We start from the raw sequence: 20,663 nt of genomic DNA, 5'->3' as shown, positions 1-20,663 counted from the left end.
CCTCATTCGAGAACGTACACGAGCGCCTCGTACGGCCGCAAGTCGAACTCCCGTATCGAGTCGCGGGACGCCGACTCGTAGTTGCCGATCAGCTTCTCCCAGCGGTCGTAGCTGACGTCGCTCGGGAGCCGAAACGTCGGCTCCCCGTCGAAGAAGTTCAGAACGACGAGGAGCGACCGCGACCCGTCCGTCGGCGTTCGGAGATACGCGTATATCTCGGGGTGGTCGTCCAGCAGTTGCGCGTAGCGCCCGTACACCATGACGGGGGTGGAGTGACGGAGGTCGATGAGGCGACGGTAGTACTGCAGTACGGAATCTTCGTCGTCGCGTTCCCGTTCGACGTTGACCTCGGGGTAGTTCTCACAGACCTTGATCCACGGCTCGCCGTCGGTGAACCCGGCGTTCCGTTCGTCCGACCACGGTATCGGCGTGCGGGCGTTGTCGCGACTCCAGAAATCGACCGCCTCCCGAATCTGGTCGAACGTCGAAACGCCCCCGCTCCGCAACGCCAACATGACCTGTTGGATGGTCTCCTCGTCCCGATACTCGTCGAGTCGCTCGAAGGTCGGGTTCGTCATCCCGAGTTCGTCCCCCTGATAGACGAACGGGGTTCCGCGCAACGTAAAGAGGTACGTCGCCAGCATCTTCGCGGATTCGACTCTGTACCTTCCCTCGTCGCCGAACCGCGAGACCATTCGGGGCTGGTCGTGGTTGCCGAGGAACAGGCTGTTCCACGATTGCTCGCTGACGCCCCGCTGCCACGCCGCGGTCGCGTCGCGGAGTTCGTCGAGGTCCCAGTCGTCGAAGTCCCACGGCCCCGTATCCCCTCTGTCGATGTGTAAGTGTTGGAACGTGAACACCATGTCGAGGCCGTCCTCGTAGAACCGTCGCGCCTCCTCGACCGTGATGTGGGACGTCTCCCCCACGGTCATGATGTCGTACTCGCTGAGCACCCGGTCGTACATCTCCCGGACGTACTCGTGGACCCGCGGTCCGTCGATGAAGTACTCCCTCCCTCGTGGGGTCGAATCGGGGTCGCCGTCGGGGAGCGCCGACGGCTTGGAGATGAGATTGATGACGTCGAAGCGAAACCCGTCGCAGTCCTTTTCGAGCCACCAGCGGAGCATCTCGAAGATGTCCTCCCTGACGGCCGGGTTTCGCCAATTCAGGTCCGGTTGTTTCTGGTCGAACAGGTGCAGATACCACGCCTCGCGCCGCTCGTCGTAACTCCACGCCGGGCCGCCGAAAAACGACTCCCAGTTGTTCGGCGGGCTATCCGGGTCGCCGCCGGCCCACCAGTAGTACTCCCGGTAGGGGTCCACCCCTCGCCGCGACTTGCGGAACCACTCGTGTTCGTCGGACGTGTGGTTCGTCACCATGTCCATGATGAGGCGAATCCCTCGTTCGTGGAGTTCGTCGCGCAGCGCCTCCCAATCCTCCATCGTCCCGTAATCGGGGTGTATCGACCGGTACTCCCGAACGTCGTAGCCGCCGTCGACGAGCGGCGAATCGTACACCGGGTTGAGCCACACGACATCGACGCCCAACTCGTCGAGGTAGTCCACCTTTTCGCGGATGCCTCGCAAGTCGCCGATGCCGTCCGCGTCCGAATTGTAGAAGCTTCGAGGATAGATTTGGTAGACGACGGCTTCCTTCCACCACGCACTGTCGCGCCCCATGGTGGGTGTTCACCGTCATGTACCTTGAGAGCGGCGACGAGCGTCGTCTACTCTCCGTTCGCCACTGACCGACGCCATCTACTCTCCTTGTCCGCTCGTCACCGACCGACAGAACCGCTGTTCGTTAGTTCGCGGCGCAGTTGTTCGGTCCCAGTTCGAGGGACTCGACGTCGCCGCCGGGTTGTTCTTTCCCCCAGTTGATCTGCTTTATCTCGTTGTAGTTCGCGGGTTCGTCGGCGAGGCTCTCGACGATGGTCTCGACGAAGGCCGTCTCGTCGTCGGCCTCGACGTAGCTGAGGAGTTCGTTGGTCGTCTCCTCCTGCAGGTTTTCGAGGCTCGTGGCGAGCGGGCGCATCTCCTCGTCGCTGAAGTGACCGGGGAGGACGAGCGTCTCGTCGTCGCGGTCGGTGAGGCGGTCGAGGCTGTCGAACAGTTCGCTCGCGGCCTCACGAACGGCGTCCTCGGCCCCGTCTTCGAGGTCCGGCCGACCGACGCTCCGGAGGAACAGCGTGTCCCCCGAGAGGAGCGCGTCGCCGAATTCGAAGGAGACGCTCCCCGGCGTGTGGCCGGGCGTGTACACGACGTCGAGGGAGCGGTCGCCGACGGAAATCTCGTCGCCATCTTCGAGTTCGACCACTTCTTCGAGTTCGCCCGCGTCGTCGTCGTGGAGGTAGTACGGAACGTCGAGTTCGCCGGAGAGCCGTCGTGCGCCGGAAACGTGGTCCGCGTGCGCGTGCGTGTCCGCGACGCCGACGATATCGAGGTCCCGCTCGTCCGCGACCGTCAGGTACTCGTCGATGTACTGGGTCGGGTCCACGACGACGGCCTCGTCCTCGTCGTGGACGAGGTAGGAAACGCACCCCGTTCCGGGACGGACGACCTGAACGACGCCATCCGCCACGTCGAGGTCGTACTGACGGTGGACGCGCCCCCAGCCGTTCATTCCGTCCTCGATGGATTCGGCGTCGTAGCCGTGCTCCCGGAGGAACTCGGCGGCGCGCGCCGACGTGATTCCGCCGACGCAGACGATGGCTATCTCCTCGTCTTCGGGAATCTCGTCGAGATTGTCTTCGAGCGAGGAGTAATCGAATTCGAGGAGTTCGTCGTAGATGGGTAGGTTCGTACTGTCCGGAATCCGCCACTCCTCGTAGTCTTCTTCCCGTCGAACGTCGAGGACGTACAGGTCCTCGGCGTCGTCGTCCTGTACGCGTCGTGCGACCGTGGACGGCTCGAAGTTAGTATTGCTCATCTCATACAATACTATTTTCTCTATCGACTTAAACGCAATGGCATCGGTGAGACACGCGGTCCGTCGGCTACCGGTGTGCTGTGGAACGGAGCGAAACGGAAGGGAGAACCGGGGTTTGAGAGGAATGAGGTTCCGGACGGGGCCGCGTTTCGTTCGGAATCGCGGCGACCGTCCGGTGGTAAGCGTGGTCTTCGGTTTTAGTTGGTGAGCGCTTCTTCGCTGGCCGCGCAGTTGTTGGGGCCGAGTTCGAGTTCGAAGGCTTCCTCGTCGTCGGGGTCCTGCTGACCGAGGTTCGTGGCGATGATGTCCTCGTAGTTCGCCGGTCGCGGCGGCATGTCAGCGACGATGAAATCGACGAACTCGTCTTCGTCCATCGTGAGCGCGTCCATGCGCTCCGTGAGGTCGCCGAGTTCCGCTGTGTACGTGCCGTCGTCGTTCGGCGTCGCCGCGTCGCTGAAGTGGGCGGGCGCGATAGCCGTGTCGTCCGACAGCGGCAGGACCTTCTCGTTGAGGCTCTCGTAGAGGATTTTCGCGGCGTTCTTCGCCGCCTCGGGGTCTTCGAGGTCCGGGCGCGCGACGCTCTCCGTGAACAGGCCGTCGCCGGTGAACAGCACGTCGCCCACGTGGTACGCGGTCATTCCGCTCGTGTGGCCGGGCGTGTGAACGACCTCGATTTCGACGTCGCCGACGGTGAGCGAGTCGCCGTCTCGAACGGTTTCGAAGGGCTGGTCGTACTCGACGCCGCGGTCCACCGCGGGCTTCGGGAGCACCGCTTTCGCGTCGGTCGCCGCCGCGACGTCACGAATCCCGGAGATGTGGTCCGCGTGAACGTGCGTGTCGATGGCGTACTTCAGGTCCGCGCCGAACACGCGTGCGTCCTGGATGTACTCCTGCGAGAACGCGCGGAGGGGGTCGACGACCGCGGCTTCGCCGTCGGAGACGACGAGGTAGGCGAGACAGCCGCTCGACGGCCGTCGGTACTGTGCGATGGTCGCGTCGACGTCCACGTCGAGTTCCGTGTACTCGTAGATGCGCGCCCATCCCTTCATGCCGCGTTCGAGGTGTTCGACGTCGTAGCCGTCGTCTTCGAGGTGTTCCGCGACGAGTTCGCTGGAGCCACCTTTCGCACAGAGGACGGTGATGCGCTGGTCGTTCGGGAGGTCGTCGTGGAGGTCCTCCGGGATGCCGTCCAGCAGTTCGAAGTAGGGGTAGTTGACGATGCTGACGGTCTCCCCATCGATGTGCCACTCCTCGAAGTCGCCCTCGGAACGCGCGTCGAGGATAAAGACGTCCTCGCCCGCGTCGATGCGGTCTTTGAGTTCTTCGGGAGTGGTCGCTGCGACCGGTTCGTCGGTGGTTGCTTCGGACATTGTCACTCTCGTCTATCTCCCGCTACCAAATAAGGCTTTTCATGGTTATCCGCATACTACACAATACTATCAGCTCTAACACTTCCTTCAAGGGGTGTATGTGCCTATCGTGCGTGTATGGGGCAAAATGGTTGTGCCCGAGGCGTGAACTACTATCGATACGTTTTTCATACCCCATCCAGTATTGGGTGATGACGTCAATACTATGACCGAGTACGAAATCACGGAAACACTCGATGTGAAGGGGCAGAACTGCCCGATGCCCGTCGTCAAAACGAAGCAGAGTATCGACCAGCTCTCCGAAGGGGAAGTCCTCGAAGTACTCGCTACGGACCCCGGCAGCATGAGCGACCTCGGTGGCTGGGCCGACACGACCGATGGCGTCGAACTCTTCGACCAACAGGAAGGCGACGACGTGTACAAACACTACGTCCGCAAAACGGAGTGAATATCTATGGATAAAATCGGAATCATCGTCGACAATGACAGCCCGAAAAGTCTCGCAATGGCGGTCAACCTCGGACACACGGCAATCGCGTCCGAAACCGAAGTCCTCGTCTACTTCACCTTCGACGGACTGTCTCACCTTCTCGAAGGCGAACAGGACCTCTCCGAAATCGAGGACCTGCTCGACGCCGGAATGCCGAACCCCTACGACCTCCTCGACATGCTCGTCTCCGACGGCGGCGACCTCGTTACGACCGTCGCCTGCACGACGACGCTCGACATGCTCCAGTGGGACAAGGACGCGATAGACGACTCTCTCACCACCAAGTTCGCTGGCGCGGCGACGTTCCTCGAAGAGGTCGAGGACGCGGACCAGGTGTTCACGTTCTAACGACGAACCGACCACCTCACCTACACACTCACCTCGGACGGCGCAGCGCGTCCCGTCGATTCCCCCCGACCCCACTCCCTCAACCCCCACCCTCGATGTCGGTCGGTCGCTCGAAGCGTGCCATATACTTCCACCGACCGACGCCGGACGGGATGGCGCTTCGAAGCGCTTCCACCTCCTTCGAAGACCTCCGATTTCTTCGATTTTAACTGTCCCGCGCCCGTACCCACTGGTATGGCCGACTGGACCGCGGAACTGGAGCAAGAGCGGGAGGAAAAGGACGAGTTCTTCGCAAAGCACCCTCGCTCGCCGATTCCCGTCGCCGAGCGCGAGTCCTTCGACGGTCTCGACTACTACCCGCCGGACGAGGACCTACGGTTCGAACTCGAACTGGCCGTGTTCGATGGCCACGAGGAGATCACCGTCGAGACGACGCAGGACGGTGCACAGGGATATCTCCGATGGGGCGAGTTCCGCTTTACCGTCGGCGGAACGGAGTGTACGCTGACCGCTTTCAAGGCGGAACAGGGAGAAGAACGGCTGTGGGTTCCGTTCCGCGACGAGACGAACGGAGAGGAAACGTATCCGGCGGGTCGGTACCTCGACCTCGAATCCGAGGACCGCACCGCCGACGGGAAATGGATTCTCGACTTCAACCGCGCGTACAGCCCGTTCTGTGCGTACTCCGAAGCCTACGAGTGTCCCCTCGTTCCGATGGAGAACTGGTTGGACGTTTCCATCGAAGCGGGCGAACGCTTCGACGAGCACTGACGGGAACGGTCGTCGTTTTTCCCGAGCGCGCCAAAGCATTCAGTAGTCAGCCCACCGAAGGAGTATTCATGACGGGGGAGGAGGGGGACACATCGGTCACTCGGCGCGGATTTCTCTTCGGTTCCACGGGGGTCGTGGCGGCCGGGGCGACCGGAGCGTCCGGAACGGCGGCAGCACAGAACGAGAGCGGCGGAAACCAGAGCGGCGGAAACGCGAGCGGAGGTGGCGGCGGCGGCCCGACGCAGACGGTCCAAGTGGGTCCCGGCGGGGACCTCATCTTCGACCCTGATTCGATGACGATATCGCCGGGAACGACCTTGGAGTTCGTGTGGGATTCGGACAACCACAACATCTTCGTCGAAAGCCAACCCGACGGCGGCAACTGGGATGGCACGCCGGGTGGTCAGAGCAAGCTGTACAACACCGGCTACACCTACTCTCACACGTTCAACACGGAAGGGGACTACGAGTACTACTGCGTGCCGCACAAGAGCGCTGGCATGACCGGTTCCATCACGGTCGGTGCCGCGTCAGGGCCGTCGGAACCCGCGATATCGAACGACGCGAAGACGCTCGGTCTCGCCACGACCGGCGCACTGGCGTTCACGCTCGGGATAGGATACTTCTTCCTGAAGTACGGCGGGGACTACGGCGAGTCCTGAGACCGTCGTTTCCGAGCGGTCGGTTCCCGCGAGCACCGCCGACACGGACCCGATACCGGGACCCACCTTCAAGTGGTTGAATTGCGAGGATTCTGGGAAGGACGCCGTTTCGATTCGTCCCGAATGCCCGTTCCGGCCCACGCATGATAGAGATAGATGGTACCGTCGGTGGCGGTCAACTGCTACGAACGGCGCTTAGCCTCTCGGCCGTCACCGAAACGTCGTTTCGAATGACCGACGTTCGGGGGTCCCGTCCGAATCCCGGCCTCAAACCACAGCACGTCACCGCGGCCGATATCATGGCGACCATCTGCGCCGCCGACGTCGCGGGCGCACGACTCGACTCGTCGGCGCTGACTTTCCGACCGGGTACCGTTCGCTTCGACCCGATGGCCGTGGACATCGGCACCGCGGGGAGCATCACGCTTCTCTTCGACACCGTGCTCCCGATAGCGATGGCCGCCGACGAACCGTTCCGGATGACCGCCGGCGGCGGCACCGACGTGAAGTGGGCACCGACGGTGGCGTACTTCCGACGCGTGAAACTACCGCTTCTCGCCCGGTGTGGGCTCGATGCTGACGGAGACTGTACGAAAACCGGCTTCTATCCCGCGGGCGGCGGGGAGGCGATACTGCGGACGACTCCGGGGGCGCTCTCGCCGCTGGAAATCGAGCGCCGTGGCGAACTCGAACGGGTCGAAATCCGTTCGAAAGCGGCGACGGAACTCTCGGACCGGATGGTCGCGGAGCGACAGGCGGAACGCGCGCGGAAACGGCTCGCCGACGCGGGCTGTGCGCCCGAAATACGGCGCGTGGAATACGTCTCCACCCGTTCGCTCGGCTCGTCGCTGTTGTTGTCCGCGGTGTACGACCGGTCGCTCGCCGGATTCGATTCGGTGGGCGAACGAGGGCGAACCTCGGAGGAAGTCGCGGACGACGCGTTCCGCCGGTTCGAAGAGTTCCACGCCGGCGGCGCTCCAGTGGACGAGTACATGGCAGACCAGGTGATGACCGTCCTCGCGCTCGTCGGCGGAACCGTCCGTATTCCGACCGTCACCGCACACGTCCGAACGAACCTGGCCGTCATCGAGAAGTTCGGGAGCGATATGTCCCTCACCCGCCGTGATGACGGTACGATTCTGCTCGAAGCGTCGCCGCATCCCGCCGTGCGGACCTGATGTGGGACAGCACAGTCCCCCCGCTCGTTCACCGCCGATGACCGAACGGCAACAGGTACACCGGGTCGAGTTCGGCGGGTAAATCGAGAGTCCTCTTTACACTCTCGTCGGAAAACGCGCCGACGGGACAGGTACACAAGTCGTGCGCCTCGCACACGAGCTGGACGTTTTCGGCGACGTGTCCGGCCTCCATGTACACGTACCGAGTCCCGTGGTCGGGGTACTCCCGTCTCGTTCGCTCGAAATCGGCGGTGACGACGAGCACCGCGGGGGCGTCCCGCACGACCGCCTGCCCGCCCGCCGCGCTCGTGAGTGCCGACCGAACGGAGGTATCGCGTATCCGTTCGAGGGAGTGGCTCGGCGGGTCGTACCGGAAAACGCCGGGCGGGAGCGCCTTCGCCCCGTCGGGACCGACGTCCAGAAAGAGGGTGAGCGGATAGGTGGCCCCGGCGCTCGGTGCGGCGCGCATCTCGATGCCGTCCCTCGTGTGCGTCACGCCTTGCGCCGCCCACAGGACGCGCGACGCGTCCTCCCGCGACACGGGTGCCGCGCCGAACGACCGCCGACTTGCCCGCCGCGCGATGGCGCGGTCGACGCTGACCGTCCCATCTAGCTCGGGTTCGGGAAGTGTGATGGAACTCATCGAACGCTGTTCGGGACGCGTGCGGAAATAGCCTCGTCCGTCACTCCCGATGGTGGACCGTGAGCACCGGCACGTCGCTCGTTCGGATGGTCCGCTCCGTGACGCTGCCGATGAGATACCGGTCGAGACCCGTTCGGCCGTGCGTCCCCATCGCCACGAGGTCGATATCCTGCTCCGGGACGTACTCCCGAATCACGCTCGACGGTATACCGTGTTCGACGTGCGTTACGACGTCGAGTCCGCGGTCTTTCGCTCGTTCGGCGACCCCCTCGACCGACCGCTCGCGTGCCTCTTCAACGACGTCCAACAGCCGCGGCGTCCACGAATCCGTCTCGTACATGCCGGTCAATTGTCGCACGTCGACCACCGAGAGCGCGTGGACGGTGGCCCCGTAGCGCTCCGCGATTGCGAGTCCGTGCTCGACCGCACCGGCGGCCGCATCGCTGCCGTCGGTCGGGAGCAAAATCGCGTCGTAACTCCGCTCGTTTTCCGCCGCCTCTCGGGAGGTGAGGACCGGAACGTCGCTCGTTCGAATCACGCGTTCGGTGACGCTGCCGAGCAGATACCGGTCGAGACCCGTTCGGCCGTGCGTCCCCATGGAAACGAGGTCGATATCCCGGTCGTCGACGAAGGACCGAATCGCCTCGGAGGGGATTCCGTGTTCGACAACGCGCTCGGACTGCACGTTCGCATCGGCGGCGAGGTCCGCCAGTTCGTCGAGCGCCTCCTCGGCGCGGTCTTCAAGCGCCTCCCTGTGTTCTCGAATATCCCGGTCGATATCGACGAGTCGCGCGCTGTACGCGCGCTCGTCGACGACGCTCAACAGGTGCACTCGGGAATCGAACGCGCGTGCGAGGTTCAACCCGTGGCGGGCACCCGCGGTGGCACCTCGACTGCCGTCGGTCGGAATGAGTATGTCATCGTACATGGACCGTCGCTCACCTCTGTCCGTCACTCCGAGCCGACTTAACTGATTGCCGACACCGGTTCCCGGCGCGCTGATTTCGTCGCGCCGCCGACCGAACAGTCACACGATTGTTTAAGATAATCCCGCCCCTCTCTAGCGGACGACCATGGCACAGCAAGAAGTCCAGCAAGAACTCGCGGTCGACCGGTACACGCTCGGTCTCGTGGGACCGGACCAGGAGTGGGCGGGCACCGTCGCGGACGGGGGAACTATCAAAACACACACGCCACCGGCGTGTTGGGGGCCGATGATAACGCCCGAGTTCAGAGGGGGCCACGAAGTTACCCGACCGATTCGCGTCGAGAACGCCGAAGTCGGCGACGCCATCGCGTTGAAAATCAAGAACATCGAGGTGACGAGCATCGCCACCAGCACCGGCAGCATGCGCGAACGTGAGGGCGCGTTCGGCGACGACCCCTTCGTGGACCACGTGTGCCCGGAGTGCGGGACGAAGTGGCCCGAGAGCATCGTCGAGGGGACGGGCGAGGAGTCGATAAAGTGCGCCGAGTGCGGCGCGAACGCCTCCTCGTTCGGCTTCGAGTACGGGTACACGGTCGCCTTCGACGACGACCGGACGGTGGGACTCACCGTCGGCGAGGAGGGTGCCGACGACTTGGCGCACCGGGCCGACGAGGCGATGGCGCTGCCCGAACACTCCCGCCAGCACCCCATCCTCCTCTACGAACCGTCGGAGATGCCGGGGACGCTCGGTCACCTCCGCCCGTTCATCGGGAACGTCGGGACGACGCCGCCCATCGAGATGCCGGACTCCCACAACGCGGGCGACTTCGGCCAGTTCCTCATCGGCGCGGATCACGACTGGGGACTCGCCGACGAGGACGAACTCGCGGAGCGCACCGACGGCCACATGGACATCAACGCCGTCCGCGAGGGTGCCGTCCTCGTCTGCCCCGTCAAAATCGACGGCGGCGGCGTGTACGTCGGCGACATGCACGCGAATCAGGGCGACGGCGAACTCTCGCTTCACACGACGGACGTGAGCGGACGGGCCGAGTTCGAAGTCGAAGTCATCAACGGCCTCGACATCGACGGCCCGCTTCTGTTGCCGAACGAGGAGGACCTGCCGTACATCAGCAAACCCTACACGGACCGGGAGATGGAACGCGGCGAACGCCTCGCCGACGAGTACGACGTCGAAGCGATAGCCGAGACGGGACCGATACAGGTCGTCGGCAGCGGCGCGACAATCAACGACGCGACGGACAACGCCTTCGAACGCGCGGGTGCGCTCCTCGACATGACCGAAGGGGAGGTGCGCGCTCGGTGTACGTTCACCGGCGGCGTCGAAATCGGACGCCTTCCCGGCGTCGTTCAACTGACGATGCTCGCGCCGATGGACCGCCTCGAAGAGCGCGGCCTCGCCGACCTGGTTCGCGCACAGTACGACCGCTGAGCGCTCTCCTACTTCCGAGTGTTCTTCGATTTTCCGCGATTCGTCCGGGGCTCTCCCGTGAAACGGAATTCGTCTCTCGACGCTCCGTCGGTCGGTTCACCTTATCCGTCGGTAGGTCTACCCTGTCCATCGGTACGTCCGCCCTGTACGGCAGGAAACACCGTCACTTCCGCGTCGGCCGGGCACGCATCGTCTACCTCGACCCGCTCCCCGTTCACGGAGATGCGAGCGCTGGTTCGGAGGCTCCCGTCGTCGTCGAACAACTGGGTCTCCGCTCGGGGGTATCGCTCGACGAAGGCGGCGAGCGCGTCCTCGACGGTCCCTCCGTCGAACGCCATCGAAACCGTCTTTTCGCCCGTCGCGCTCCGAAGCGGGCCGTACACGGTGAGTCGCATGTCGTCCCCTACGGGAACGTGGCGGAAATGCGCACCGCCGTCGAAAGTCGGTTTGTCCACCCATAGTTAACCCCCTGAAGAACGTGTTTCCCGGACGATGGTTTCCGGGGGGATTCAGGCGGCGGGGAGTCTCGAATCGCATCTTTTCACGCTTCTCGCCGTGTTCGTCATCGCGGGAGTCGTCGGGACGTTCACGACGAAAATCGTTCGCATCCCGTACACCGTCGGCCTCGTTCTGGCGGGGTTGGCCGTCTCCGTTCTCGACCTTCCGCTGACGACGCCGCTCTCGAACCAACTCATTCTGCTCGTCATCCTGCCCACGTTGATATTTCAAAGCGCGATGAACATCGACACCGAACAGCTACGCGAGGACGTCGTTCCGATTTTGGTGCTCGCAGTCGTCGGCCTCGTCGTGTCGGTCGCCATCGTCGGCCTCGTCGGTTCGCAACTGCTCGGACTCTCCGTGGCCGTCGCCCTTCTTCTCGGTGCGATTGCGATGCCGACCGACCCCGTTTCGGTCGTCGCCCTGTTCGAGGACCTCGGCGCACCGGAACGGCTGTCGGTGCTCACCGAAGGGGAGAGCATTCTGAACGACGGCGTCGGCATCGTGCTGTACTCCGTCCTCCTCTCCGTCCTACTCGAAGCACGCGTTCGAGACGTCACCGCCACCGAGCTGATCACACCCTCGCTCGTCGTCAGGGACGTCGGGTTCGGCATCGTCATCGCGATGGTCGGCGGCGCGTTCATCGGCCTGGTCGCTGGGTACGTCGCCTATCGTCTCCTCATCCTCGTGGACCAACCGATGACGGGAATCGTCTTCACCGTCGTCCTCGCGTACGGCGTGTACGTCCTCGCGGAGCACCTCGACGTCAGCGGCGTCATCGCCGTGCTGGGTGCCGGTCTCGTCGTCGGCACGCACGGAACCCGTGACGCGGTGAGCGCGCGAACGCGGCTGACGCTCGGAACGGTCTGGGCGAGCGCGGCGTTCATCGCGAACACCGTCATCTTCGTCGCCATCGGCGTCGCAACCCCGCTCGACCTGCTCGAACGGTACGCCGGTGAGATTCTGGTCGCCGTCGTCCTCGTCTTTCTGGCGCGGGCGGTCGTCGTCTACCCGCTCGTCGCGTTGCTGAACAGGCGATTCACGAGCACGATTCCCCGGTCGTACCAGCACGTTATCGTCTGGAGCGGCATCCACGCCTCCGTCCCTATCGCGCTCGTCCTCGGCCTGCCGCGGAGTCTTCCGGTCGCCCTCCGGGAGGAACTCTCCGCGATCGTGTTCGGCGTGGCCGCGGTCACCCTCGTCGTCAACGGCCTGACGATGGGACGGCTCATCGAGCGACTCGGAATCGTCATCACCTCCGCGGCCGAACGCCGGTACGAACTCCTCATGGGGCGGTTGCACGGCGTCAACGCCGCCCTCGCGGGTGCCGAAGAACTCCACGAACGGGACGACATCTCCGCGGAGATATACGAAAACATCGACACGCGATACACGTCCCAGAAACGGCGGTTGAATCGCGCTATCTCGACGCTGCTCGACGAACATCCACATCTGCGAGAGAAGGAGGGACTCACCGCGGAAGCCGAGGTCGTTCGATACGAAATCGTCGGCATCAAGGCGGCGATGGAACGGGGCATCGTCAGCACCGAGGTCGGCAATCGGCTCCTCGAAGAGACGGAACGGCGGCTCGAACACATCGACGACAGCCAGTACGCGCTCGAAACCGAGGACGAGAGTCACGACGAAACGTGACCCGCGGGCCGACCCCGCGTCGAGCGCTCCCCCGACCCTGCATCAGTTGCCGCCGAGGACGCGCTTGAACAGCGTGAACGTGAGGAGGGTGAAGAACAACCCGTTCAACATCCCCTGACTCGCGGCGAGCACCCGCGCCACGTGCCCGAGCGGGTTGATGTCCCCGTAGCCCACCGTGCTGAAGCTGATGTAACTGTAGTACACGGTGTCGAAGAGGATTTCCGGTGACGACTTCCCGACCTCCGCCGGGTGGAAGACGCTGCCCGCCTGCGTCAGGAACGGCCCGCCGAGCGCGTAGAGGACGCCGAACAGCGCGGGCAGGAGGAAGGTGAGCGCGGCGATTCGCGGCAGTCGGTTCCCGTAACCGCAGGTTATCTGCATGAAGAAGTTGAGCGTGACGCTCGCGGCCTTCTTGCCCCGCGCCCACGTGTTCAGCGAGTACTCGTTGAGGATGATGTCGAGGTTCTTCTTGCGGTTGTAGTAGTAGTGTTTGAACTCGAACTCCCTGCTCGTCGGCGTATCGCCGACCGCATCGGCGCTTTCCTGTGCCTTCCGGTACGTCTCCTCGATTATCTCGTTGTTCATCTCGACGGCGAACTGGCCGGTGGCGCTGTTCCCGACGAAATCGTGAATCGTCCAGTCGTTGCGTTCGAGGTACACGTGGTGGTTGCTGAAATCGAAGTGATCGAAGTCGGTGAGGCAGAACCGGAAGTGGTCGAGGAGTTCGTGTTCGTTCCCCTCGCCGTCCAGTTGGACGCTGCCGACGGTCGCGCGCGTGAAATCGTACGGAATCGCGTTGCTGCCGACCTGCGTGATGGTCCCGCCGTTGACCGTTGCGTCGGTGAAGTCGATGTACGTCTCGCGGTCGCCGCCGAGCAGGCGGAAGTTCGCCGTCTCGTGGACGACCGCGCGGCGGAAGTCACAGGACCCGTGGAACGTCGCGTCCCAGAACGAGACGTTGGTGAAGTTCGCCGCCTCGAACTCCGCGTCGTCGCGGAACGTCGCCTCCTTGAACGACGCGTTCTCCTCCATGTGGCGCGCCTCGCCTTCGAACACCGCCCCGCGAAATTCCGCCGGGCCGTCGAATGTCGCGCCGCGGAAACTCGCATCCTCGTTGAACCGCGCTTCGTCGAACCGCGCGCGGCCATTGAACGCGACGCGTTCGAACGTCGCGTCCCCCTTGAACTCGGTTTCGACGGCGACGATATCGTCGCCGACGGTGCTTTCGGTGAAATCGACCTCCTGTTCGAACACCGCTCCGTCGAGCTGAATCTCCCCGGCGACCTGAAGGCGTTGGCAGTCGGTGCGCGCTCGAAACGTCGCGCGGTCGAAGTTGACCGAGCGTTTGAACGTCGTCCCCTCGAAGTCCGAAAACCGGAAGCGCGCGAGTTTGAAGTCCGCTTCGCCCTCGAAGGTCGCCCCTTCGAACGTCACGTCGTCGTTCGTCGTCCGACTGCCGCCGTTGAACTCGACGCCGCGGAATTCGGCCAACTGCATGAAGCGAACGTCGGTGAAACTCACGTCGTCGTCGAACCGCGCTTCGTCGAAGTCGGCCATCCGGTGGAACGTCACGCCGTCGAAGCGGGCGTCGCCGCTGAAGTTGACGTGTTCGAAGTCGGACCCGGCGGTGAACTCAGCCCCTTCGAACGTGACGTAATCGAACGTCGCCTGTCGGAAACTCGCGTCGTCGCGGAACGTCGCGTCCGCGAACGAGATGTGGTCGTCGAGGACGTGGCTGCTGCCGCTGGTTTCGACGTTGCGGAAGTGCGCGACGCCGTTGAACGTCGCGTCCGCGAAACTCGTGTCCGAGCGAAACACCGTCTCGTCGCAGTCGACGTCGCCCTGAAACACGGCACCCTCGAACCGCACGTCCTGTTCGAACGTCGCCTCGTCCGTCGTGACGTTCTCCCGCACCGTCAGCTCTCTCGCATCGACGGTGCCCGTGACGACCGAATCCTCGAACTTGAGACGACCGATGCTCGCCTCGCGGAGGATGAGTCCTTGGTCGAGGCGTCCGTGGGTCAAATCCAGTCCGTCGATGCTCGCGTGCTGGAAGTTGAGGACGTGGTTCGTCGTTCCGTTGACGTCCTGATACGTGAGCGAGAGGTGGGGCAGGTCCGCCCCGACGTACTCGTTGACGCGGGTGTCCGCCGATTGGAGGTTCGACCGGAGGACTTCGACGATATCGTCGGCCGTGACGTCGTGTGTCGCGCGCTCGTTCCGGCTCATGTGGAACACGCAGTATTCGCTTTCCGAGTGGGCCTCGTGCGGGCACTCCCACGTGGTCTGGAGTTGCGCGTCCGTCTGCGTCGCCGGGTCGAACGTGTATCGACAGGTCGTTGACGACATCAAGGCCGGTTGTGGCTCATTTCTCGACATAACTGTGTAGCGTCCGTGTCCCGCCCCGCGGACCGTCGGCCGAGACGGGGCGGATGGTTCGTACTTCCTTCATTTATTAGGCATTAGATATATAGTTTATGTAGAACGCGCGCTTCAATCCAGGATCGAGCGTCGTTCTTCCGGCGACAGTTCGGCGTGAACCGCGTTCGGAGAGCAGTGTTCGCACTCGCGCGCCGGGTTGGTGCTCCGGTCGTACGTCCGCACGGGTCTGCCGAACAGGAAGAACGCCTCCATCTGGTGTCGCTCGATGATGGCGTCGGCCGCCGCCCCGCAGTTGGGACACCACTCCTCGTCGTCGTCCGCCGGAACCTGGAACGTCACTTTTCTCCGGCCGAATCCCGCGTTCGAGTAGGCTTCGCTCCGGGACATCTCGATGAGGTCCTCGGTGGGATACGGTTCGGCGTCGATTTCGTTGTCGAATCCAGCGTCCGAAACGACGTCGGTCGTGAGATACGGACCGACGTGGACGGTGTTGTCGTAGCCGACGAAGTGGACCGCGAGGTCGGCGCTCCGTCCCGTGACCGTCACGTCGTGGCCGTGCCCGACGAGGTAGAGTTCGAGGTCGGTCCGCGCCCCCGTCACTTCGATTTCGTGTTCCATGCCGACCGCGTAGACGCCGACCGACGGATCGCTCGCGCTCCCCGACTGCTGCCAGCCGAGCGTCGAAACGTCGTACTCGTCCGGCGTCGCCGTCGGCGACACGCCGTCTGAATAGACGTTCTCCGCGCCGGGGGCCGAGAACCCGCCATCGACCGCATCGGCGGCGATGAACACGTCCTCCGCGTCGATGATTCGAACGTCGCCGTCGGCGCGCTCGACGTAGCCGTCCTCGATGTCCCCCCGAATCGTCGTTTCCGCGTCCGCGACGTCGCCGTCGCCATCGACGGCGTGGTGGGTGAAGACGTACTCCGCGTTGCGAACGTCGAAATCGCCGCCGACGCTATCGCTCGCCACGAACACGTCGCCGGGGTCCCGGAGTTCGACCGGGGGTCTGTTCGAGCCGTTGAGCGTGATATCTCCACTGTACGTCGTCTGCGTCTGGTTGTTTGCCATCGTGTGTCACTCCGTTGGGTGTGGATTCGCGGCACCGGCCGGTGTCGCGGGTGGTTCGTGCTGTCGAATCAGTTCCGTCTCGGTGTAGAGGGCGAGGTCGTGTTCCGGGTAGGTGTGGTACGTCTCGTATCCGGCGTCGCCGACCAGAATCGTGGTCCACGCGTCGGGACCGAATCGGTAGGCGACCGTCGCCGCGTTCGGGCCGGGAAACGCGCTCATGGGTCGTCCTTCGACGACCGTCGTCGCGCCGACGCGCTCGCCGTCGAACCGGAACTCGCGCTCGACGGCGGTCGAAAGCGGCGTCTCGTGCGCCGTCTCCGAGGTGATTGACGTACACGAACAGAGTTCGTGGAACCCGAGTTCAGGGAGGCCGACGTAGTGTGACTCGCCGATGACGGTGAACACCGCCGGGCGGCCGAGCAGCGTGTCGGGATGGACGGTCTTCACGTCGAGCGACGCGAGGTCGGGCGCGTCGCTGGTGTACCCGAAGTACAGCGTCGTGGGCGTGTGGTCCGTGTCGTGCGTGTTGGAGGGCATGGTTAGGTGTCGATGAGGATGTCGTAGTTCGGGTGGAAGATGGTGTTCACCCGGACGCCGCGGTAGTGGGGCACCGGTTGCCAGCGGCGGTCGCGGTACCGGTCGGCGTATCGATTCACGTACGCGGTTCCGTTTTCGACGCCGAGCGGCCGTCGGTCGCCGGGTGCGAGCACGTAAAATCGCTCGATGCGTTCGGTCTCGCCGTCGCTGTCGATGTCCTCCCACGCCCAGTACGGCAGTTGGCGGGTGAACCCGGCGGCACCGACCGTGTTGACGAACGCCTTGTGGTGTTCGGGGTAGCTGTCGGCCGAATACGTCCACGTCACCAGCACGCCGTCCGAGGTGAGGTGGCGACGCACCGAACCGTAGAACTCCTTCGAGTAGAGTTTGAGCAGGTCGTCGTTCGTCGCTCCGGGGATGTCGAGGAGCACGAGGTCGTACCGCTCGTCTGTCTTCCGGAGGTACTGGTAGCCGTCGGCGATGGTCGTGTTCAGCCGCTCGTACTCGTAGGAGTCGTGGTGCCATCGGCTGAAGAACGGGTCGTTTTTCGTCCGGTTCATGAACTCGGCGTCGAGGTCCACCTGGTCGACGGTGACGTCGTACTTCCGGAGGTGGTCGATGGCGACCCAATCGCCGCCGCCGACGACGAGCACCTTCGTCTCCGGGCCGCGTTCGAACATCGACATCGGGACGTCGACCAACCCGTTGTGATAGCTGTCCGCCCAGCTATCGCACATCTGTATCGCGGAACCGAGCCGGAGACACCGTTCGGTGTCGCCGGTGAAGTACGGATTCGGTCCGGCACCGGTCCACGTGCGCTTGTACCGGATGACGTGCTGGTACGGCGTCGTCTCCTGCGAGACGACCTGGGCCCGCATCGCGCCCGGCTGATACTCGTTTTCGATGTGTTGTTCGAGGTAGAGCTCCGAAAGCCGTTCGTCCGCCGCGTCGTGCTTTGCGACGACGCCGCCGTACGAGACGGTCAACAGCAGGCAGACGACGAGGAGCACCTTCGGAACCCGACGGACGAGCGGCGCTCGAACGTCGAGCGGCGTCCACGACCACTCGCCGAAGCGGACGATGAAGACGAGCGCCGCGACCGCGTTGAGCAGCGCGAGGACGAATATCGTCGGGATGAGTCCCCAGCCGGGATAGAGCACTCTGGCGTACAGCACCGCACCGGCGAGGCCGCCGACGTAATCCATCGCCAACACGACCGAGAGGCCGCTCCGCGTTCCCGTCTTGCGCTCTACGTCCCAGAAGAGACGGAGGACGGCGATGACGCTCCCGTGTACCCGTCCGCCGAGGCGACGGAGCCACGCGGGGGCCGCTTCCCCGTCGTCTCCGAGTTCGTCCACCATGTGCGTCAACAGGGGGAGTTCGAACCCGGAGAGGAATCCGACGGCGACGACGGGGAGACGCGCGACGACCCAGAGCAGTTCCGCCGGGACGGCCGGGGGAATACGCACGCTGTTGAGGCCGATGACGAGCAGGAATCCCGCCGGGGCGACGGCGGCGAGGAACACTTCCGTCCGGAAGAAGTTCCCGCCGTGAGAGTCGGGATTCAGGTCGTCGGAGAGCGCGGCACCGATGCCGAGGCTGAAGAAGTACAGTCCGACGGTGATGACATACTGGGTCACCGTCTCGCCGTACATCACCGTCAGCAGTTCGGAGTAGACGAACTCGTAGACGAAGCTACAGAACGACACGACGAACGTGAGTACGAGGAACGTCGTCGTTCCGGTTCGCCTCTTAGCCATGTATCGCGGGGATGTGGGGTTCCATTGCGTTTCCGTTGCTAGCCGTGTTGCGGACCGCGGACGCGTTCAGATGCGCGGCGACACTTTCCACTCTTCGTCGATGCTGAACCCATCGCCGACGCCACTGTCGATTTCGAGGTCGAAACACTCCCAGCGGAAGTCGTGATTGCTGTCGGCGTCCATGACGTTCGCACCGACGCGATACCAGCCGTCACGCGAGAAGTCGCTTCGACCCGAAACGTCGTATTCGACGGTGCCGCTCGGATTCTGGAACGTCTTGTCCCACGGGACCGCCCCGGCGTCCGGCGCGTCGTCCTGCATTTGCGCGGTGCTGCCGAGGTAGGCGATACCGAGCGTGGCGATTGCGACCTGATACCTGGTCACCTCGTCGTCGTGGTCGTCGTACCAGTCGTCGGCGTAGCCGCCGCCGTGATACCACGCGTAGCCGTGGCCGGTTCGCGGGGCGGACGAGTAGCTCCCCGAGCCGCGACCGGTCGCACCCCGGCCGCCGCCACCGCCGTTCTTGCCTTTGGCGCTGGCGAGTCCGACGGGGCTCAACATCCCGGCGGACCCCTGATTCCCGTCGTACCGGGACATGAGCCAGGGGTCGTCGACGAGGTCGATGACGAGCGACCCGGATTGCATCTCGAAGTTCGTGATGACGCTCGATTTCCGTGGAGGGGGGGAGGAGTCGCTACCGAGGCATCCACTCAACGCGGCAACTGCTCCGATTCCGGAGGCGAGGACGAATTGACGACGGCGCATAGTTTTCTATTCAGCTATAGAAATTAGACAACTCTATAATCTATCTTGTGGTTTAGTTTATGACTACGGTCCTCATCGTTCGGGAAAACGTGCAGCTTCTCCGCTGTTCGGCCGATTTTCCGACTCTGACCGGTCGTATCGCGTGGTCCCGTCGATTCAGCCGGTAAAATCAGCCGTTGTTCGCACGGAGATATGTGTCGGATTTTCAGAAGGATTCTTGACGACGGCTGTCGTCCGCTTGGTGAATGAGTGATACGTCCACGTCGACGTCCGGGTTCGACCTTCGGTCATCGGCCGACCTCGTCGCGGTGGACGTGTGTTCGGTTCTCGCGGCCGGGTCGCCGTTCGTCCCTTTCATCGGTGCTCAACCGATTCGACTCGTTCTGACGCTTCCCCTCGTTCTCTTCTTCCCTGGCTACGTCCTGCTTTCCGCGCTGTTTCCGCCCGGGGACGGAACGACCGCCGACGCGCGACTCGACGGGTTCGAGCGCGTCGGGTTCTCCGTCGTGGCGAGCGTGCTCGTCGTCGCGGCGGTCGCGCTGGGTCTCGACGGGTCGGGCGTCGGCATCCGACCCGTTCCGGTGCTGTTCTCGACCGCCGGGTTCACCCTCCTCGTCTCGGTGGCCGCGGCCGCGCGTCGGCGCCCCGAGCGCCGCTCCGTCGGCTTCCCGTCCCCGAAGCGCACGCTCCGCCGGTTCCGGATTCGGAGGGCGGAAACGCGTCTCGACAGCGTGCTGAACGTCGTGTTGGTCTTGCTCCTCGTCGCCGCGCTCGTCAGCATCGGCACGGCGCTCGGCGGACTCGGGCGGACGGAATCGTACACCGAGTTCTATCTCAGCACCGGAAACTCGTCCACGGCCGTCCCGTCCGCGGGTGTCGCGGCCCCCGATTTCGACGGCAGTATTGGCATCGAAAACCACGAACACCGTCGGGTTCGCTACACGGTCGTCGTGCAACACCAGCGCGTCCGACCGAACGACCCGATGTCGATTCGAACGCGGCGGACCCTCACGACGCGCCGCATCACGCTCGACGCTGGCGATAGTCGCACCATCCCGTACGCCGTTCCGTCGTCGGTCGGCGGTCCCCATCAGCGCGTCGTGTTCCTGCTGTACGAGGGGGCCGTGCCGCCGACGCCGACCGTCGAGAACGCGGATCAGGAGATTCACCTCTGGGCGACTCAGACTGCGAACCGCTCCGAAACGACGCGGGGACGGGGGTAGTCG

Annotated in this window: 19 protein-coding genes; 8 read left to right on the top strand and 11 right to left on the bottom strand. The window is 64.1% G+C overall.

From position 1 onward, the window contains the following. Positions 1-2: 2 nt before the first annotated feature. The 3 genes from OPC11_RS13435 to OPC11_RS13425 all read right to left on the bottom strand — a co-directional run bounded on the left by OPC11_RS13435 (position 3) and on the right by OPC11_RS13425 (position 4,298). The gene (locus tag OPC11_RS13435; protein WP_264782226.1) at positions 3-1,679 is read right to left on the bottom strand and encodes an alpha-glucosidase; all 1,677 of its coding nucleotides are present in this window, start codon (positions 1,677-1,679) and stop codon (positions 3-5) included. Between the two features lie 124 nt (positions 1,680-1,803). Continuing rightward, complete coding sequence (locus OPC11_RS13430) at positions 1,804-2,928, bottom strand: MBL fold metallo-hydrolase (RefSeq protein ID WP_007980967.1); 1,125 nt, start codon at positions 2,926-2,928, stop codon at positions 1,804-1,806. 197 nt (positions 2,929-3,125) lie between these two features. Then, complete coding sequence (locus OPC11_RS13425) at positions 3,126-4,298, bottom strand: MBL fold metallo-hydrolase (RefSeq protein WP_264782225.1); 1,173 nt, start codon at positions 4,296-4,298, stop codon at positions 3,126-3,128. A gap of 205 nt (positions 4,299-4,503) precedes the next feature. On the opposite strand from OPC11_RS13425, the gene OPC11_RS13420 reads away from it, so the two are divergent. The 5 genes from OPC11_RS13420 to rtcA all read left to right on the top strand — a co-directional run bounded on the left by OPC11_RS13420 (position 4,504) and on the right by rtcA (position 7,747). Continuing rightward, positions 4,504-4,746 carry a sulfurtransferase TusA family protein gene (locus OPC11_RS13420; RefSeq protein ID WP_007980965.1) on the top strand — a complete coding sequence of 81 codons (243 nt, stop codon included), beginning with the start codon at positions 4,504-4,506 and terminating at the stop codon, positions 4,744-4,746. A 6-nt stretch (positions 4,747-4,752) separates the two neighbouring features. Continuing rightward, positions 4,753-5,136 carry a DsrE family protein gene (locus tag OPC11_RS13415; protein ID WP_007980964.1) on the top strand — a complete coding sequence of 128 codons (384 nt, stop codon included), beginning with the start codon at positions 4,753-4,755 and terminating at the stop codon, positions 5,134-5,136. A 234-nt stretch (positions 5,137-5,370) separates the two neighbouring features. After that, entirely contained in the window at positions 5,371-5,907 is a 537-nt protein-coding gene (locus OPC11_RS13410; protein ID WP_264782224.1) for a DUF1684 domain-containing protein, read from the top strand. Between the two features lie 68 nt (positions 5,908-5,975). Next, positions 5,976-6,569: a plastocyanin/azurin family copper-binding protein gene (locus tag OPC11_RS13405; RefSeq protein WP_264782223.1), complete on the top strand. Its 594-nt coding sequence runs from the start codon at positions 5,976-5,978 to the stop codon at positions 6,567-6,569. A gap of 143 nt (positions 6,570-6,712) precedes the next feature. Next, entirely contained in the window at positions 6,713-7,747 is a 1,035-nt protein-coding gene (gene rtcA, locus OPC11_RS13400) for an RNA 3'-terminal phosphate cyclase (protein WP_264782222.1), read from the top strand. Between the two features lie 28 nt (positions 7,748-7,775). Here the strand turns inward: rtcA and OPC11_RS13395 are convergent, their stop codons facing one another. Both OPC11_RS13395 and OPC11_RS13390 read right to left on the bottom strand, forming a co-directional pair. After that, positions 7,776-8,390, bottom strand: a complete 615-nt coding sequence (locus tag OPC11_RS13395; RefSeq protein WP_264782221.1) for a SagB/ThcOx family dehydrogenase — start codon at positions 8,388-8,390, stop codon at positions 7,776-7,778. 40 nt (positions 8,391-8,430) lie between these two features. Next, on the bottom strand, positions 8,431-9,318 hold the full coding sequence (locus OPC11_RS13390; RefSeq protein ID WP_264782220.1) for a universal stress protein: 888 nt from the start codon (positions 9,316-9,318) through the stop codon (positions 8,431-8,433). Positions 9,319-9,463: 145 nt separating this feature from the next. Between OPC11_RS13390 and OPC11_RS13385 the strand changes: the two genes are divergently transcribed. Further along, entirely contained in the window at positions 9,464-10,771 is a 1,308-nt protein-coding gene (locus tag OPC11_RS13385) for an acetamidase/formamidase family protein (protein ID WP_264782219.1), read from the top strand. A gap of 101 nt (positions 10,772-10,872) precedes the next feature. On the opposite strand, the gene OPC11_RS13380 is transcribed toward OPC11_RS13385, so the two are convergent. Beyond that, positions 10,873-11,166, bottom strand: a complete 294-nt coding sequence (locus OPC11_RS13380; RefSeq protein WP_264782218.1) for a ubiquitin-like small modifier protein 1 — start codon at positions 11,164-11,166, stop codon at positions 10,873-10,875. 97 nt (positions 11,167-11,263) lie between these two features. Here OPC11_RS13380 and OPC11_RS13375 point away from each other — a divergent pair, with 97 nt between their 5' ends. Further along, positions 11,264-12,922: a cation:proton antiporter gene (locus tag OPC11_RS13375; protein ID WP_264782217.1), complete on the top strand. Its 1,659-nt coding sequence runs from the start codon at positions 11,264-11,266 to the stop codon at positions 12,920-12,922. 42 nt (positions 12,923-12,964) lie between these two features. Here OPC11_RS13375 and OPC11_RS13370 read toward each other — a convergent pair whose 3' ends face one another. The 5 genes from OPC11_RS13370 to OPC11_RS13350 form a co-directional block, all read right to left on the bottom strand. Then, positions 12,965-15,271: a pentapeptide repeat-containing protein gene (locus OPC11_RS13370; RefSeq protein ID WP_264782216.1), complete on the bottom strand. Its 2,307-nt coding sequence runs from the start codon at positions 15,269-15,271 to the stop codon at positions 12,965-12,967. A 144-nt stretch (positions 15,272-15,415) separates the two neighbouring features. After that, entirely contained in the window at positions 15,416-16,375 is a 960-nt protein-coding gene (locus OPC11_RS13365; protein WP_264782215.1) for a hypothetical protein, read from the bottom strand. A gap of 6 nt (positions 16,376-16,381) precedes the next feature. Next, positions 16,382-16,912 carry a hypothetical protein gene (locus OPC11_RS13360; protein ID WP_264782214.1) on the bottom strand — a complete coding sequence of 177 codons (531 nt, stop codon included), beginning with the start codon at positions 16,910-16,912 and terminating at the stop codon, positions 16,382-16,384. Positions 16,913-16,914: 2 nt separating this feature from the next. After that, positions 16,915-18,672: a spermidine synthase gene (locus OPC11_RS13355; RefSeq protein ID WP_264782213.1), complete on the bottom strand. Its 1,758-nt coding sequence runs from the start codon at positions 18,670-18,672 to the stop codon at positions 16,915-16,917. Positions 18,673-18,738: 66 nt separating this feature from the next. Next, positions 18,739-19,437 carry a hypothetical protein gene (locus OPC11_RS13350; RefSeq protein ID WP_264782212.1) on the bottom strand — a complete coding sequence of 233 codons (699 nt, stop codon included), beginning with the start codon at positions 19,435-19,437 and terminating at the stop codon, positions 18,739-18,741. A 245-nt stretch (positions 19,438-19,682) separates the two neighbouring features. Between OPC11_RS13350 and OPC11_RS13345 the strand changes: the two genes are divergently transcribed. Next, complete coding sequence (locus tag OPC11_RS13345; protein WP_264782211.1) at positions 19,683-20,660, top strand: DUF1616 domain-containing protein; 978 nt, start codon at positions 19,683-19,685, stop codon at positions 20,658-20,660. Positions 20,661-20,663 lie beyond the last annotated feature (3 nt).

It is taken from the genome of Haladaptatus sp. T7 (assembly GCF_026008575.1).
Classification (GTDB): Archaea; Halobacteriota; Halobacteria; order Halobacteriales; family Haladaptataceae; genus Haladaptatus; species Haladaptatus paucihalophilus.
This window is presented reverse-complemented; position numbering and strand designations above follow the sequence as displayed.

What these genes read in the sequence shown, in the direction of transcription:
- OPC11_RS13350 (WP_264782212.1), bottom strand. Translation starts at nt 19,437, where the DNA reads ATGCGCCGTCGTCAATTCGTCCTCGCCTCCGGAATCGGAGCAGTTGCC.
- OPC11_RS13425 (WP_264782225.1), bottom strand. Translation starts at nt 4,298, where the DNA reads ATGTCCGAAGCAACCACCGACGAACCGGTCGCAGCGACCACTCCCGAA.
- OPC11_RS13420 (WP_007980965.1), top strand. Translation starts at nt 4,504, where the DNA reads ATGACCGAGTACGAAATCACGGAAACACTCGATGTGAAGGGGCAGAAC.
- OPC11_RS13390 (WP_264782220.1), bottom strand. Translation starts at nt 9,318, where the DNA reads ATGTACGATGACATACTCATTCCGACCGACGGCAGTCGAGGTGCCACC.
- OPC11_RS13385 (WP_264782219.1), top strand. Translation starts at nt 9,464, where the DNA reads ATGGCACAGCAAGAAGTCCAGCAAGAACTCGCGGTCGACCGGTACACG.
- OPC11_RS13380 (WP_264782218.1), bottom strand. Translation starts at nt 11,166, where the DNA reads ATGCGACTCACCGTGTACGGCCCGCTTCGGAGCGCGACGGGCGAAAAG.
- OPC11_RS13375 (WP_264782217.1), top strand. Translation starts at nt 11,264, where the DNA reads ATGGTTTCCGGGGGGATTCAGGCGGCGGGGAGTCTCGAATCGCATCTT.
- OPC11_RS13415 (WP_007980964.1), top strand. Translation starts at nt 4,753, where the DNA reads ATGGATAAAATCGGAATCATCGTCGACAATGACAGCCCGAAAAGTCTC.
- OPC11_RS13435 (WP_264782226.1), bottom strand. Translation starts at nt 1,679, where the DNA reads ATGGGGCGCGACAGTGCGTGGTGGAAGGAAGCCGTCGTCTACCAAATC.
- OPC11_RS13370 (WP_264782216.1), bottom strand. Translation starts at nt 15,271, where the DNA reads ATGTCGTCAACGACCTGTCGATACACGTTCGACCCGGCGACGCAGACG.
- rtcA (WP_264782222.1), top strand. Translation starts at nt 6,713, where the DNA reads ATGATAGAGATAGATGGTACCGTCGGTGGCGGTCAACTGCTACGAACG.
- OPC11_RS13360 (WP_264782214.1), bottom strand. Translation starts at nt 16,912, where the DNA reads ATGCCCTCCAACACGCACGACACGGACCACACGCCCACGACGCTGTAC.
- OPC11_RS13365 (WP_264782215.1), bottom strand. Translation starts at nt 16,375, where the DNA reads ATGGCAAACAACCAGACGCAGACGACGTACAGTGGAGATATCACGCTC.
- OPC11_RS13345 (WP_264782211.1), top strand. Translation starts at nt 19,683, where the DNA reads ATGAGTGATACGTCCACGTCGACGTCCGGGTTCGACCTTCGGTCATCG.
- OPC11_RS13355 (WP_264782213.1), bottom strand. Translation starts at nt 18,672, where the DNA reads ATGGCTAAGAGGCGAACCGGAACGACGACGTTCCTCGTACTCACGTTC.
- OPC11_RS13405 (WP_264782223.1), top strand. Translation starts at nt 5,976, where the DNA reads ATGACGGGGGAGGAGGGGGACACATCGGTCACTCGGCGCGGATTTCTC.
- OPC11_RS13410 (WP_264782224.1), top strand. Translation starts at nt 5,371, where the DNA reads ATGGCCGACTGGACCGCGGAACTGGAGCAAGAGCGGGAGGAAAAGGAC.
- OPC11_RS13430 (WP_007980967.1), bottom strand. Translation starts at nt 2,928, where the DNA reads ATGAGCAATACTAACTTCGAGCCGTCCACGGTCGCACGACGCGTACAG.
- OPC11_RS13395 (WP_264782221.1), bottom strand. Translation starts at nt 8,390, where the DNA reads ATGAGTTCCATCACACTTCCCGAACCCGAGCTAGATGGGACGGTCAGC.